The organism is Legionella qingyii (assembly GCF_003184185.1).
The window spans coordinates 162,404-177,453 of record NZ_QHJG01000001.1; the positions used below are offsets into that span (position 1 = coordinate 162,404).

Here is a 15,050-nt window from a genome sequence, read left to right on the forward strand (position 1 = left end):
ATGGATCAATTTGGCCGATGTTTTTCTTGGAGTTATTTATGTTTGGTGAGTTATTTGAAAGTTCAGTGGCCTTAAGTATTCGATATTACTCAAACCAAGCGTATGAAGTTGTAGCAGGTATTTTGCGCCAAGCAGAACAATTTGGAATTGGTCATACCAGAGATTTCATTCGTGATCCGAAAAAGATGATTCAAACTTTAACGTCTGAAGCACGAAGCAGTGAGGATGGGTGTAGCGTTGTCAGTTTGGGATATTTGGGAGGGAACTATGCAGTTATTACCCCAAAGTCTCAATCTCAGCTTGTTGTATTAATGAATGAATTTGATAAAGAACAAGCAAGCCGGAAAGGGCACGCCTCGTTTAAATTTTTTTCTGGCAATGATTTTTTTATTATTTCAGATATTGGGCATGATGCGTTGGCATCGAGAAAAAATCTGTCTCGCTTTCTTACGCCGTCCCGACTTGCCCATCCTCTGATCTCAGAAATAGAGAAAACGGTAACGCATGATGTAGCGATTAAAATCCGACCTGCAATCTGCGGCATTGTCCGAGCTGTTATGGTAGAAAATATGCTAGGTATCGAGCAATTACCAGACAATACTTATGATGTGATGGAATCTTATCGAAATGATGTAAAACGTTGGGGGGCATTTCCTTTTCCTGAATTGCTTAATTTTATGCCGAGTTTAAGAAAAAAAAGAGATGTATATCGGGCTTTTTCAAAAGGCATTTTAGAGCAAGAATTCGAAAAAGTTGTGTCAGTACTTCATACAGAAGAGCATCCCGGAAATGCTAATTTAATTGCTGCTTCTATCGTGAGCTTATTTAAGGATGAAAACCCAACTCTGTCAGAGAATGAACTGTCAGAGGCTTTAAAATTCCTGCCTGTTCATGAGATTAGACGATATTTTGAAAATCCCATAGTTCAATCGTTGCCCATGATCCTAAAAGCTGCAGACAATTTAACTGACGCAATTGTATTGTGTCTCGAGCAAATTGCATCCGATCCTGACAAATTTGAGATGCTTCGCGATGAAATTGATGGTGCTCATTTAACGCTCGGGGAGTTCGATATTAAGGCTCTTAAATCGTTACCAATATTGGATGCTTTTTACAAGGAGTCAGTGCGGTTTGATGCTCCTGTAGCAGTACCTCGATATACTCAAAACGGGTATTCATCCGATTCAATGAACATCCCACCTAATAGCATGATTATATTTGATTTACATGCTTTAGCTAAAGGCGAACAATATTGGACTCATCCTGACGAGTTTGATCCTAAACGATTTTTACAACCTGAACAGCACGTAAAGGAAGGGATGGAATGTGATAACAAAAATAACCATACTCTTGGTCAATTCCCATTTGTCCCTTTTTCTGTAGGACAACGCAATTGTCCGGCATTTGCTGTTACAGAGGTTTTATTTAAAGCGGCTATTGCGAAACTTGTTGCAGACTATGAACTTGGTTTTGTTAAAAAAGAGGATAACGATTCAATCATACATGTTGCTTCAAGAGATAAGTTGTTCCGCTTAACACAATAATGAGCTGGATTATGAATAGAGTCTGGACTCCCGCCTATTAAATTACCTACGTGTCGCGACCGATTCGTGGCACGTAGGCAGAAGAGATAAAATTGTTACATCTTAGGAGGATTAAGTTTTGATTTAATATTCTCTCCAGATGCCTCAATTTCAGCTAAAAATGGTGCTTTAGAGATAGGGGAAACTTCAGGGCTTGTAAAAAACGCAATTTGATAACGAGATTTTAGGGCTTCTCGAGTGCCATGTTCTTCAGGAGCAATAATTATTTGTTTTCCATTAGCAAATTTTACAAAAGAAGGATTTGTCGGCTTTTCCGATAAAGCGGAAACTAAATCCCATAAGTTAGTGATTTGTTTACCATTTGCCTCAATAATACGATCACTCTCGCATAAATATCCTCGATTAAGCGCAAAATTTTCATAACCATCCGTCTCTTCTGAAGCTAAAATATTTTGTAAAACGACAATTTCCCGGAGATCTGGACCAACAGAAAGAGATGAGAAATTATTGAACATATTCGGAACATTAGAATTATCGACAATACTCTTTTGTGGTGTTGAGTAATTTGCTTTAAAAGTATCCATCAGAGATTGGGTACAACCCACGAAAACATATCCTCCATTTTTTCCAGATGGTTGGATGTGGTATTTGATTGATTTATTATTTCTGGGACCAACGAGGCTACGACCTAATTGTTCTGTTAACCTAAATGTTATATTCAAAGTGTTTAAGCCCGTCTCGTCTTTTCTTTGAATTACCAGATCTAAGTTATCGAGATATTTTTTACGCTGCAAAAGATAGAGATAAGAGATAGGATGCTCAAGCTCTTTGACTTGTACGTTACCGTCTGCCTGAATTTTATGCCCATCTATTTCAAGAATTATATCTCCTTCTTGTAAGTGGTTTTGGGCACAGGAATTTGAGGGTATCGCAGATACAAGAATACCTGTGGGTTCATTTTCTATGGAGTCTTGTATCATACCTAACTGGGCTCTAAGAAATGAATTCTTTAGGGTTTGCCACTCAAAACTAACATGGGGAACCGTAACATAATCAATAAATTTTTTGGCTCTAAGTGCACCAAATCGGTTATAGTTTTCTATGGTTTGTACAACAATCCAAGCGGGAATAAAATAGCCTACATTTGATAATGAAGAAGCGCCTTGGCTCACTATACCGATACATTCTTCTTTCTTCCCCTCGACCACTCGGGTAATAGGGCCGCCACTATTACCAGGATTGATTGGAGCGCTGGTTTGCACAGTAATACCGGGTAGGCGTGAATGGGCGATGACTGATATTTCAGTTCTTGAAATATGTCCTTTGGTGAAGGATAGACCTTTTCCTCCTGCAGGGTAGCCATAAGCATTGACTTCAGTTGAGGACGGTTGAAATTCGGGATTGATTTCTAATGGCTCCACTTTTTTAGCCATTAACGCTTCAGCCTCCTCAGAAGAGGCTTTTAGAATGGCAACATCCATGATTGGATCAACCCATACCGGTTCAACAGGTAATTCGGTAGAACCTTGATTGAACTTAATTTTCAAATAGGTTGCATTCGCTACTGCATGAGCGTTTGTTACTAAATACATTTTACCTTTATATTGAATTACTGTAACTGTGGCGCTTGATTTTGTTGGTTGACCAATAGACCAGGCTGTGACGTAATTGATTGTTTGCTTATCTGCTTCAAGTTTTAGCGTAGAATTAGTTATCATTTTATGACCTTATTTGGATGAACTCTCTATACCCATGTTGGAGGGGATAATGATGTGAAAAGATGCTGGCATAGTTATTTGCAAAGATTGTGCGCACTATGTTAGACAATGATCAGTAAGGTTGTATTTTTTTCTAAATTGCTCATTTTTTCAATGCTTGATTAGCAAAAAATCAAAATAAGAAGAACTGTTGCTGGTGTGCTTGAAGAGATATGGGCTTTTTGCATGAAATTGTCCCATGGATTTTCCAAGCCTTATCCTTCCCTCGTAACCATTGTGGCAATGATTGCACGTTTTGTATTGCTAGCCATTTCTATGAAAACGCTTCCTCTTATGCTATCTGGACTGGTATCGGTGCAGTTGGTGTGTTTTTAGTTGGACTCATTATTTTGGGAGAGCCTGCAAATATCATGCGAGTTATTGCTGCTATTTTGATCGTTTCTGGTTTATTGATGATGAAGCGTTTTTCATAGAAATGAGGAATACAATTAGCTTGGATGTTGAGTCTGAGGATTGTAACTCTGAGGTTTACTATATTGGATTTAATGTCCGCGGGATCCAGAGATATGCCAAATCACATTGCACTGTGTTATTGGCGTGATCATAGGGGATCTCGCGGCCGATTTACTAAATATCCATTAATTGATTCGAGAGAATGTAATTATTAAATCAAATATACATTGACGTTCGAATTTCGTCGAACCGAGCGTCATCATGCTCTTGCATTTTTTCAGCGGCTAGCAACTCCTCTTGCTCTTGTTCTTGTTGTGCTTTTAATTTCATTAGCTCAATCATATTCTGGGTTTTTAATTCTTGTAAAATAGCAGCCAACAAAATATCAGTCGTAGTCTGTATGCTTATTTCTTGAATGGGGTGCTGTATTTTCTCGTTTTTTTGCGTTTCTTGTATTTCTGGTGAGGGGGGCATTGGATTTTGATTAAAAAAGAGCTGCGAGTCCTGATTTGAGTAGGGCTTTTGGGCTTTATTATTTCCATTTGCCAGACGAGTACTTGTAGCTTTTTTACCCATGATGATCTCCTTTTCCTTATGAGTCCCCTTCAGATTAATCTAAATATTGATTTAAATGCAAATGTTTTTTTCAAGATTGGCAAAAATTGCGTTTATATAATTAATATTGGCCATCAAGAGCAGATCTACTCCGTTTTTTTATTTAAGAGCATTCTATGCCTATATTGCGCATCTTGGTTGATAATTTTGTGACAAATCGATTATGTGCACCGTGTGTTTTCTTTAGGCGCCCATAGTGCAATGACCACTTCATCTTTGATGTGGATTGCTGTGTGAAAATTGGACTTATTGGGCATGATTTAATAATTTGTTAAGGCTGATTTGCAATAATACGTGCTACTTGTTTGATTTTAATGCGCGCAATTTTGACCTTTTAAGCTACAACACGAGAATTAAAAATTATGAGAGCACTCTTTGAGAAACCTACTTCGGCAGCTGATGTAACTACTTCTATGTCGCACGCTGATATTTGTACTTGTACTATGTGTATGAAAAGCAAATTACCTACTGAGGTAGCGAACAGGTATTTACATAGCTTGCAAGCTACTATGGTGGATCGACGAAATCCAGATAAACCCGGCAGCAAACCATTAATGAAAGCAGTAGAGGCGCATGCCATTCTCAAAGCAGGTACAGAAATAAACATGCTGGACGCAACTGGAATTAGTAAATATGATATACCTGATACAGGATGTGTGGTTCAAATAGCTCCCCCCAAAGAATTGACTATTAAAGCAACATGGAAAAATAAAAATCAGGAATGCGCTCAAAGTGGTAGGGATGCGAATGTTTTTGGCAGCTTGGGTGTATTAGCTATTCCATCCGATGTTCAAGTAGTGGATATTCCCAAAATGAATGCTCGTGCTGTACCCAGAGAGTTTTTAGCTAAATACGGTGCCGAGTTAATTCCATTGGAACAATCATTTATTTTGGATGCTGTTGATGATCAGTCATTAGAAAACCTGTACTTGGTTGAATATCAATGGGATGCAGATTACATACAAGACTATGTAATGAAAAGAAACGGTGGTGGTGGTTTATTTGTAGAAACACATCCATTTCCTCATGTTTTTACACCTTTGTCCCCTAAGTGCAGTGGTGCATTGATACTCGGAGTAGAGAAGGCTGGTGGGGAGTTTGATTTTGCTGCTTTCGAGATACCTTTTGGATATACGATGAAAATTGGTAGTAATGTAATCCATGGCGACTCGTTTTTTGTCGGACCTTACGCAATCGCATTAACTGAAACTGAATTAGCTGATTCCGTTATTTTAAAACAAGATACCCCTCAGCGTGCCCCACAAAAAGTAGCTCAAACCCCTGCTAAAACGTATAAAATAGGTTTATCTGAGGATGTTAAGGTACATAATCAAGACGCGTTTGAAAAGCGGTTAAGCTTTTTTAAGCGGTTACCCAAAGAGGTTTTAAGTGAAGTTTGTCATTTTTCACCAGAGTCTCAAAAAGCGTTTGATCAACAATTTGGATTAGTAGCTTATTCATCTTAACTCATGTGATATCAAAATGGTCATCGGTGAATTAGTGACGGACACGAGTTTTTTAGATCGGGACTTACGAAAACCCCCAATCTTTTCGTTAAAAAATGTTTTTAATTGGGTCATTTAGTATACCGAAACTCCCTCATTAAAAACATTTTTTGCCTTAACCTTGGGGGCGTAAGTCCTGTAGATTGAGTGAGTTCGGCTTCGTTGTGATGTATTGTAAATGGGGCATCGGTCAAAGTAGTTACTCATTTGCTTTTTTTCTTCTGAGAAATTAAGCAGGCCAAATGAAAAGTGTCATCTTTTCAAAGTGAATAATAAAGTGTATTATACAAAAAACATCCAAATTGGAAAATAATTTCCATTGAAATTTAAAATTTGCAACGTAGCTTTATTAATTATGAGGTAAATGGATATGTTTGGTAAAATTAGCCTAGCAAAAAAAAATACTTTTGAACAAGATATAGCCGCAAAGCAAAGTAAAAAGCTGCAAGAAAATTTAGAAAAGCTTGCTGTTCCAGCTGATGAACAAGAAAAAATCATGAAAATGCGGAATAATTCATCTGATGAATACCGTAAGGAGCGCTGTTTTTGGTTCCTTGAAAATCATACAATTCCTAAGAGTAAAACCAAGTATAATCAGCATCACTTTGAAACATTCGAGAAATGTCAGCGTGAGCTTAGCGAAGCGCTTGGCGAGAAGACGGAAGAACAAAAGCCAGAGAGTGTGAGGTTTGGATTTAGATAGATCACTTGCTGTGGATAGTATTTACGATAGGAGCTGTTATCGAAATTCTGCGGGATCGGGCAACCAAAATACACCGTTTGATGCATTAACCACAACATCCACCGCAGGACTTCCTGCGGCCATAGCGATGAGTTGATCGGTCCATTTTGCATACGTGTCTGCGGATTGGAATTCGAATTTTTGCTCTGAATTCATCAGGGTTAATGCAATCATTATACCAATCATTTCATAGATGATTGGTTTTTGATACTCGTACATGCATTTTTGCGCAATGGTAACTCGGTCATTTTTTCCATCCATCAGTATTGGTTGAGCTATGTGTTTTAATACATTTTCTTCCATAGTTAGCCCTGTAAACGCTGCAACACGTTTAACCAGTTCTTCTTTAGGATAGATTAGTGACATAACCACGTCACGATTCATACCTGGTTCGTGGAACACTGGTTGATGCTTAAGGATATGAGGAAACTCTTCTATATAAGGCACACACTGGGTCACTTCAAAGTAATCGTCGATTGATTTAAGCATTTTCCTGAAATCGAAGCAAACCTCAGTATTTAGCTCTGCTTTCAAATCATTTAAATAACAGATAATTGCCAAACCACCCATGATACGAGCGCGGGCTTCAGGCGAGTTGGTATCAGCCTTGCTGATGGGATATGCAATGCTGAGCCAACGATTGGGTGCTGAAGCCAATTCCTCTATTGGGGCTCGGAGATTACGTCCATAGTTTTTTATAGTGTAATCTATAACGCGATCACATAACTCTTGGCGTGGCCTTAAAGTCATTATTTCCGTTGGCTTAGATGCGCTTCGCTCCTTGATTTCATCTTCGTTCATCTTCGTTACTCATTTCTAATTAAATGTGTACGTGGTTCGGCTAGGCTTTTTTGTATTAAAAGGCCTCCTATTCATCATCTGAACTACTACCAGGACGAGGCGTTGTAATGCATGGTGTATAACATCGATCTAGAGCATTCATGAACGCTTTTTTCCCATCAAAGCCTCTATCAGACTCGACTAACCAGGGTTGATCCCCTTGCGTATTGGTAATTTTTATACGCTGTAACATACCAGGTAGTGCTCTTATCTCGTGTGTTGCAATCGCTAGTCCTTCCCCGTGATTTTTATGAATACAGTGAGGTGATTGATGATGTAAAGAAATAATATCTTCAGGGAAGAGCGGAACTGCACCACCAAATATACGAGCCCTATTCATATTGGCAAAGAGATTTGCTGGTCCCTGAGCATAGGCTATGGTATGAGCTAAAGCCTGTGAATATTCTCCGTCATAATATGAGTGCTTTACCAAGTCTAGTTCGTCGCTTCGCATGGCATCAATATTATTTTTATATTCTTTTTTAATTTGGTGTATTATTTGGGCACGTTCAACGCTTGTCAGACCCTCTTTTTTTAGAGACTCAGCAAGGTCGATAAGACGCATACAATGTGTCCCCAATTTCTCAGCAATATCTACAATCGAATCCAAATGTTGATCTTTTATTATTTGTCCATTTAAGCCTGCTACAGTTTGACCTGTGATTAAACCAAGGCCATACATTGCAGAACCGATGCCGGACTCAAGTATCTTACGACATTCCTTTTCAGGTAAATGAGTGACTTTAGATAGCTCTTTTGGATCGATGCTTACTAGTTTTTCAAGAGCGGCTCTCGCTTCGGGATATCGTTTGGCGAGATGTCTATGTATGTTTAATCGGTGTGTCATATCAATGTAAAACGCTTGACAGGCTTCAACTCCCTCTTGAGCATGTTGATACCGCTCTTGTAACATTGAGGTATATTCTATCACCGTTTTTCCCTGCATCTTGGCTCGTTCTTCGAGCTGTTCTTTAGGCAAGTTTAAAGCGGCTTCGGTTAGCTCCATATCCGAGAAATATTTGCGACCTTTGTCCGTGATACATTCTAAGTGATGTTCTAAAGCAATACCGCACGCATCAACCAATCTTTTGTGTTTTTGGGGATACATGAACAAAGTCAAGAGACCTCCTGTAAATCCCTGTACAACTAACTCTTGCGATCGACTCGGTGTATAAGCCTCTTTTGCTGGATGAGGAATCTGTCCAGTTGGTAATTGTTCGGCATAAGCTAATAACTCTTGCACTGTGCCAAATTGCATCTCAACATCTGTCATTAAGTGTTCTTTGTCTGCTCGATGGAGTTTTTCTGCCTCTTGGAATCGTTGTTGATCTCTAGAATCTAGGGTGTATAGTACGACTCCTGTACCAGCTCCGGTACCAAGGATAACTGCTGCAGTTTTTTTCGGCTTAAATGCATTTTTTAGACCAGAACTCGCTTGTCGGTGTATTTGCCTGACATAAAGTAATTTTGACAACATAACTTTCCCCGCAAAACCTATACTTGTTGGCTATTATAACATCACGTTGATTAATGAATTATTAAGCGAAATGCCTGATTCGTTCGAATTCAAGTTAAAAATTGGGGTACTTAGCACTCATAAAAGTGTTTGTTTTTTATTGAAACCAAACCACGTTAATGGATAGGGCGATGCCCTTATTGTTATAAAAAAATGCTTAGTGAATTAATTTGCTATAATTTGTATTAATAAGTTTCGAATTATGAGGAGTAGACATGTGGAAAAAATCCAATCTGGTAAAAGGGGGAAGTATATTTAAAACGCGTCAAACAACTACGAATATTGAACGGTTTTTTAAACTTGACTCTAATATGTGGAAGACTTCAAGCAGCAAGCAACTCGTTTACTTACCCATTTCTTATGGTGGGAATTTGTTAACAGCAGAAAATGCTTTATGGAAATTAAGAACACTTGAAACAGGTAAATGTTGGGCAAGAACAATGGCTCTTAGTGAGTTTGACCGTGGCTTCCCACTTTTTTTGGGGGTATCAACTAAAATACCTTGCGGATTGAATGGTTCATCTCAATTAGTTAAATTTCTGGACGATGGACGCGTAGATGAGCAAAAAACAGAACGTGCTTTTCTTGGTCATCATAAGCAGAGTAGTGAACATTTTGAAGGCTCCGCATTGTCTTTTTCCCATCAATGGACTATCTACCATTTCTTTTCACTTGCCTCTGGAAAAACAAGTATTGTTTTGGCTGATTCCACAGCGATTCCTGATGATTATGTTTATATTCAGGGAGCTAGTGAAACACCACCAGGGTATGACGGATCAGGCAGCCCGGAGACATATGCTTTTGAGCATGAGGTAACCGTGCAAGATGTGCCATTAATCGCTATGCCAGGAAGATTGCATAGGCAAGGATTGAAATTGGTATTTTCTGCTAATCCTTATTTTATTGATCTGCAAAATAAATCGCTCCCGGAAGAAGTAAGAGCACTGGCACAACAGGCGATTCAAAGTTTCCTAATAGCCAGCGCAATACAACGAACAGGGAAGCCTGTTCCTGGTCAACCCTATATTACAATGGAAGAGGCGGCTCAAATACAGAAAAGAGCTATCGATATTTATATTGAATCGCTGGTTGAAATAATGGACATGACTTCAGAACAAATGGATGCATATCATCTATTTCTTCGTGAAATGAGAGGGCATGGAGAAATAGTGCATTATACTCATATTGAAGTTGAGGAAGAGGAAAAAGAATATGGTATGGAACAAGATAGCACGGTAAAAATAGAAGAGATTACTGATGAGGAAGCAAAGAAAATAGAGGAAAAAGAAGGTAAAGTTGTCGAAGAGGAAGAGAGCAGGCAAAAATTTCAAACCTAACCGTAAATAATGGAATACTCTTAAAATTCATCACCTATTGAATGTGGTGTTGGAAATAAATTTGCTAAAGTGAACTAATTTTATTAAGATGATTTCGCTTTTTAATATTATTTTTTAGCCGTTTTTAATTTCAAAAAGAGTATTTATTTATGATGATGAAATCCATGTTTAGACCATTTGCAGCTAGAAGTTCTTCTTTTTTTCAATCCTCATCTTTATCTAATCGAGCATACAGTACGCCTGCATATCGAGTTAAATTAATGGAAAAAGATGGTGATAGAATAGGTGTAATCACTTCAAAAGAAAATAATCCTGAAAAACTGTCAAAATTAAAAGAAGAGTTAGCAGCGAAAGACTATGAAGTGTACGCGGTGACCCCAGAGGAAATTATGGTGGTACAAAGTAAAGCTAAATTCTTAAAAGACATCAATGATGCTGCAAGAGAAATTGAAGAGAATACCTCTAATTTTAAACCTTAGTTTTTTACACTTGGGATGCGTGAAAACTCACGTATTCCCATATAAGTGACCATTTAAGATGTTGGCGCTTTCATAAAATGAGCCTCTTTGGGCTTCCACAAATATGTATCTGAATGCACACGATGAAACGCTAAGCAGCGGCTAACAGTTCCCAAATAATACAAGTCAAAAATACAAGGGGTGGTTTTAAATGAATCGATATACAGGTGAATGCTTATGTGGTACGTGCCGATATATTATTACGGGGCAACAGCCAACAGTAATGTATTTATGTCATTGTAGTCGATGTCGAAAAGAAACTGGTACGATGCATGGTGCGAATGTTTTCTTTGATAAGGCTCAATTATCGTGGGAAAAGGGAGAGAATAATCTCAGCTATTTCAAGTTACACAACACGCGAAAGGAACGCATATTTTGTAAGACGTGTGGCAGCCCACTTCCTCGACAAGACGAGAGAGGGTACGTGGTTTTACCCGCTGGTTCTTTAGATGATGATTCGCTCTTAGAACCAACAGCTCATATTTTCTATGCAAGTCGTGCGTCATGGGAGGATAAGGTAGCGGATTTGCAACGATTTGATGAGTTACCAAAGTCAGATTGAAGCGGACAACGTTGTGGCCTGGATTGGTCGCCACGAGTCCTACTGAGCGTAGCGATGGACCTCTGGAAGCAGATTGGTGCTCTAACGCGGAGATCTTCGCTACCTTTAGGAACAAACAACTACCTCATTTGTACCAGCTCATAATAATAAGGAGATATAGGTTTTCCGCTTCCTTGACTATAGGACCATAGCTTCTTAGGAGGCTCTAAAACGACTGCTTTAGTATTAATCGTCGCTAATTTAAAATCTTTAGGGTTCGTAGCAATTAAAATTAACGTCTTGCCAGACCACGTTATCGAGTTTGACCAATATCGATACATCAGACTATCCAGGTCAAAAATATGTCTACCTACAATGGGATAAATGTTTTGTATTACTCCATGTTCCAAAAGCTTTGCTTGATAAAATGCAAGCTCGCTTCCTATGTTATAGGCATCTAACGGAACTAGAATTGGTTCAGTATTTCTTGTATAGCTCACATTTTTTGCTAAATCATGGAATTGTTCGGTAAGATTTTCCCATGAAATCATTTTTTGGAAGAATAATTGTGATACTTTTTGAGAGGGACCAAAAGTTATCATGACGATGACACAAACATAGCAAAGTAATAAAAAAACTGCGCCTATATGCCATAATTTGTAAAACTTTTTACTTTTAGAAATGAGTATTGCAAGCCAAGGAATAATCGATATAAGTCCTGGGCCTATCCAATCTAACTTAATGGCATGATTAAGACTATATACTCCAAAAAAGAGCAAGGGAAAGAGCGTAAATATTTGCAGAAACCGTATTGTTTTGAGTTCAATGTTCGTCATGGTTGTCGATTTTTTATCCCATAAACGATAAAAACCCATCACCCCCGCGGGCATTAAAAATAAGAATACCAATCCAATAAAATGATGGAAGGAAAAATGATTCACTGATTTAAACCGACGCACGCTTTGAAATGCAAATGAAGCCCATTCGTGCATAAAATTCCAATAAATTACTGGAGTAAACAGAAGTGCGGCGATTAATACACAAAGATAGGGTTCTTTGCGAGTAAACCAATATCGTGTTGAAGGCACTATGATTAGATAAAGAAGTACAGCCGGGCCAAGTAATACAATGGTGTATTTGGATAGCATCCCCAGACCCAGCCACATACCTGCTTTGTACCAGGATTTAGATTCATCGAAAAAAAACACGCGATAGAAATAATAGAGTGCAGCGGCCCAACAAAGCAGAACGGGTTGATCCGGTGTCGTTAGAGTCGATTGTATAAAATAAAACGGCAGAAGAGATAATAAGAATACAGCATTCAGGCCGGAGCCTCGATGAATTAATTCTGTTAATTTGTAAATGAAAAATGCAGCCCCTCCCCAACACAGCAACGCTGGAATCCGGATGCTGAACTCATTGGTACCAAATATTAGGGTAGAGATTTTAATTAACAATGCGACCATGGGAGGATGGTCCAGATAGCCAAAATCCAGATGTTGCGAATAATTCCAATAATAAGCTTCTTCAACGAAAACATCATGTGAACCAACGCTTAAAATACGTAGTGCTAAAGAAACAAAAATAATTGAAAGAGTGAGCAATATATTAATATTTTGGCTCAATCCATGACGAGAAAGAGCAATATTTTCGGATTTAAGTATAGAAGTCATTATCCATGTACAGAAAACTTAAACAGGCCACATTCTATCCTTTTTAAGGAGGGGAGCAAAGTAATAATTGTTTACTCACTTTATAGATAATTGCATTGAGTGATTTTGCTAGCATTCTGTGAAAATTTTAGACTAACGTTGGTTCTAAATGATCTTTAAAGTGTACTTGTTTTCAATTAACGTGGTAAGCGGTTGGTTTATTTCACTGTTAAATCAGCGGCACCCGCTGTCGAGTGCCTCACTTTACTATTATGGAAATGAGAAACCATTATCAATAGCTGGTTCAACCGATCTCAGGTTTTCGAGCAATTGCGCGAGATCGTCGGTTCTTACTTTATCAAGCTGGTCTATGGCTTCCCAATCCAATAAAACATCCCCTGGCCACGCATTCAGAGCCCCAGCTCCGTTGGCATCCTCCGAATCGCGAGTTATTGCAAAAGTAACTCCAAGACCACTAGAATCAGAAATAACCAATGGAAACCAAGACTCCTTGTTACCTGTTGTATGATTGTGGAATGTTAACTCCCGCGGTAATGTACGTTCATTAAACTCTGGCTTCGGGGCAAATGCACGGTCTTTTCGGCAATATTCATTAGCCACATGAACTGGAATATCGCGCTGGGCGATACCTACTTTCATCCAGGCTGACTCTATGGCTGTCCAATTGTTTGTTTCGAACCAACCATCATACCCATCAAGATAATTTTTTAATGCATTTTTGAGTGGCGTAAAATCAAAATGCTTTGACCCCTTATGCTCGACCCCATTTTTTATGTATGTCAAACCATTCATCTCTATCGCCTCACAGCGTTTGAGCATTTCCGCTTTTGTCTCTGGATCCATATATTGTTCCAGCATCCGGCACATGTGGGTGTCCTTTGCCCAGTAGGCATATTCGTATGCGCTGATGTCTTTGAATGTTCTACCCGAATAGTCCGTTACTGTACCAGTTTTCAACAGCAATTCAGGATGCATATCGAGTATCTTTTTTACTTTATCTTGTTTTCCAGTCGCTACATATAACAACAGTTGAGGTAATAAATCCTTCAACCTATCTGGCTGGAATAAAGCATGCAGTCTTTTGTGGGTTGCTACAAATGCGCTGGTATGCGTATCTTCTTTGGGTTCCTTTTTTTTGAGATAGGAGCCAATTTCTTTAATAATATCAAGGGGAATGGTATCAAAATAAGGAAATTGACTCATCATCTCGAGCATCTCATTGGGTAAACCTGCAATCTTTGATAAGTCGTCCATCAATTCAAGTTGCTCATTAGAATGCAAGGTATAAAAATTTAAAAACTGATTCTTAATTTGATTGGGTATATTCGCGAAAGCAGTATTGTTTTCGATAATCTGTCGTACAGCCTTTTCATAGAGTGATTTAAAATGGTTATGAGGTTCTGCTGATTTTATTTGGGACTCTGCCATGTTCAAATATATCTCAAGTGATTTAGTGAGCGCCGGTTGTAGCATATAATGCGCTATTTGAACAGTAATTGATTTTAAAGAGTAATTGATTAACACGATGGGTCGCAAAAATGCCAGTATGCTTCCACCTCGAGCAAAGATCGATTGAACAGCAAAAAAACTGAAGGTAAAATGCACCAATTAAGCTAAAATAAGGACCTATTATGTTTTTTAAGCAATCAAAAAATCCTAGTGTTACACCTCAAGAATTAAACAGAGTCATTCAAAATTTAAATGCACAACGCGAGTTGGTAGAACGTCAATTGCAAGATGGTTCTATATCACAAAAGATGGGACAGGAAGAGATGCAACGCCTATCAAGTCTTGTTGGAGCTTATAATGATAATCTGATGTCAGCACTAGACGCGCAACAAGCCACGTCAACTCCAGGGGTTTGAGGTTTTTGTAGCGGTTTTTGATTCATAATTTCCAATTTCCGCTCCGTGTCTCCCCGTAGTTCACTCTCCTTAGCGAATTTGAAAAAAGATTTTACTATCAGGAACTCTGATTCGTTATCGTTTGATTTATGCCTTTTATTTAATTAATATGCCCATCTACTGACATAAATTTTAATTTGGTTC

The 15,050-nt window shown here is 38.5% G+C and carries 13 protein-coding genes and 1 pseudogene; 8 read left to right on the forward strand and 6 right to left on the reverse strand.

Annotated features, from left to right (window positions below; all coding sequences use genetic code 11):
• Nucleotides 1-38: 38 nt before the first annotated feature.
• On the forward strand, nt 39-1,544 hold the full coding sequence (locus tag DGG96_RS00630; RefSeq protein ID WP_110141084.1) for a cytochrome P450: 1,506 nt from the start codon (nt 39-41) through the stop codon (nt 1,542-1,544).
• A 95-nt stretch (nt 1,545-1,639) separates the two neighbouring features.
• Here the strand turns inward: DGG96_RS00630 and DGG96_RS00635 are convergent, their stop codons facing one another.
• Nucleotides 1,640-3,262, reverse strand: coding sequence for a S1C family serine protease (locus DGG96_RS00635; RefSeq protein WP_110141085.1), 1,623 nt, complete (start codon nt 3,260-3,262; stop codon nt 1,640-1,642).
• A 225-nt stretch (nt 3,263-3,487) separates the two neighbouring features.
• Between DGG96_RS00635 and DGG96_RS00640 the strand changes: the two are divergent.
• Nucleotides 3,488-3,735, forward strand: a pseudogene (locus DGG96_RS00640) (DMT family transporter).
• Nucleotides 3,736-3,931: 196 nt separating this feature from the next.
• On the opposite strand, the gene DGG96_RS00645 reads toward DGG96_RS00640, so the two are convergent.
• Entirely contained in the window at nt 3,932-4,291 is a 360-nt protein-coding gene (locus tag DGG96_RS00645; RefSeq protein ID WP_110141086.1) for a hypothetical protein, read from the reverse strand.
• A gap of 401 nt (nt 4,292-4,692) precedes the next feature.
• Between DGG96_RS00645 and DGG96_RS00650 the strand changes: the two genes are divergently transcribed.
• Entirely contained in the window at nt 4,693-5,796 is a 1,104-nt protein-coding gene (locus DGG96_RS00650; protein WP_110141087.1) for a hypothetical protein, read from the forward strand.
• Between the two features lie 409 nt (nt 5,797-6,205).
• The gene (locus DGG96_RS00655; protein WP_126955294.1) at nt 6,206-6,538 is read left to right on the forward strand and encodes a hypothetical protein; all 333 of its coding nucleotides are present in this window, start codon (nt 6,206-6,208) and stop codon (nt 6,536-6,538) included.
• A gap of 36 nt (nt 6,539-6,574) precedes the next feature.
• Here the strand turns inward: DGG96_RS00655 and DGG96_RS00660 are convergent, their stop codons facing one another.
• On the reverse strand, nt 6,575-7,378 hold the full coding sequence (locus DGG96_RS00660; RefSeq protein ID WP_110141089.1) for a hypothetical protein: 804 nt from the start codon (nt 7,376-7,378) through the stop codon (nt 6,575-6,577).
• A 67-nt stretch (nt 7,379-7,445) separates the two neighbouring features.
• Complete coding sequence (locus DGG96_RS00665; RefSeq protein WP_110141090.1) at nt 7,446-8,894, reverse strand: hypothetical protein; 1,449 nt, start codon at nt 8,892-8,894, stop codon at nt 7,446-7,448.
• Between the two features lie 254 nt (nt 8,895-9,148).
• Here DGG96_RS00665 and DGG96_RS00670 point away from each other — a divergent pair, with 254 nt between their 5' ends.
• From DGG96_RS00670 to DGG96_RS00680, 3 genes are all read left to right on the forward strand, one after another.
• Nucleotides 9,149-10,270 carry a hypothetical protein gene (locus tag DGG96_RS00670; RefSeq protein ID WP_110141091.1) on the forward strand — a complete coding sequence of 374 codons (1,122 nt, stop codon included), beginning with the start codon at nt 9,149-9,151 and terminating at the stop codon, nt 10,268-10,270.
• 149 nt (nt 10,271-10,419) lie between these two features.
• Nucleotides 10,420-10,749, forward strand: coding sequence for a hypothetical protein (locus DGG96_RS00675; protein ID WP_110141092.1), 330 nt, complete (start codon nt 10,420-10,422; stop codon nt 10,747-10,749).
• 190 nt (nt 10,750-10,939) lie between these two features.
• On the forward strand, nt 10,940-11,350 hold the full coding sequence (locus DGG96_RS00680) for a GFA family protein (protein WP_110141093.1): 411 nt from the start codon (nt 10,940-10,942) through the stop codon (nt 11,348-11,350).
• 119 nt (nt 11,351-11,469) lie between these two features.
• Here the strand turns inward: DGG96_RS00680 and DGG96_RS00685 are convergent, their stop codons facing one another.
• Together DGG96_RS00685 and DGG96_RS00690 are read right to left on the reverse strand one after the other, a co-directional pair.
• Complete coding sequence (locus DGG96_RS00685; RefSeq protein WP_110141094.1) at nt 11,470-13,002, reverse strand: glycosyltransferase family 39 protein; 1,533 nt, start codon at nt 13,000-13,002, stop codon at nt 11,470-11,472.
• 249 nt (nt 13,003-13,251) lie between these two features.
• Nucleotides 13,252-14,430 carry a hypothetical protein gene (locus DGG96_RS00690; RefSeq protein WP_127059465.1) on the reverse strand — a complete coding sequence of 393 codons (1,179 nt, stop codon included), beginning with the start codon at nt 14,428-14,430 and terminating at the stop codon, nt 13,252-13,254.
• Nucleotides 14,431-14,633: 203 nt separating this feature from the next.
• Between DGG96_RS00690 and DGG96_RS00695 the strand changes: the two genes are divergently transcribed.
• Complete coding sequence (locus DGG96_RS00695; RefSeq protein WP_110141096.1) at nt 14,634-14,867, forward strand: hypothetical protein; 234 nt, start codon at nt 14,634-14,636, stop codon at nt 14,865-14,867.
• Nucleotides 14,868-15,050: the final 183 nt, after the last annotated feature.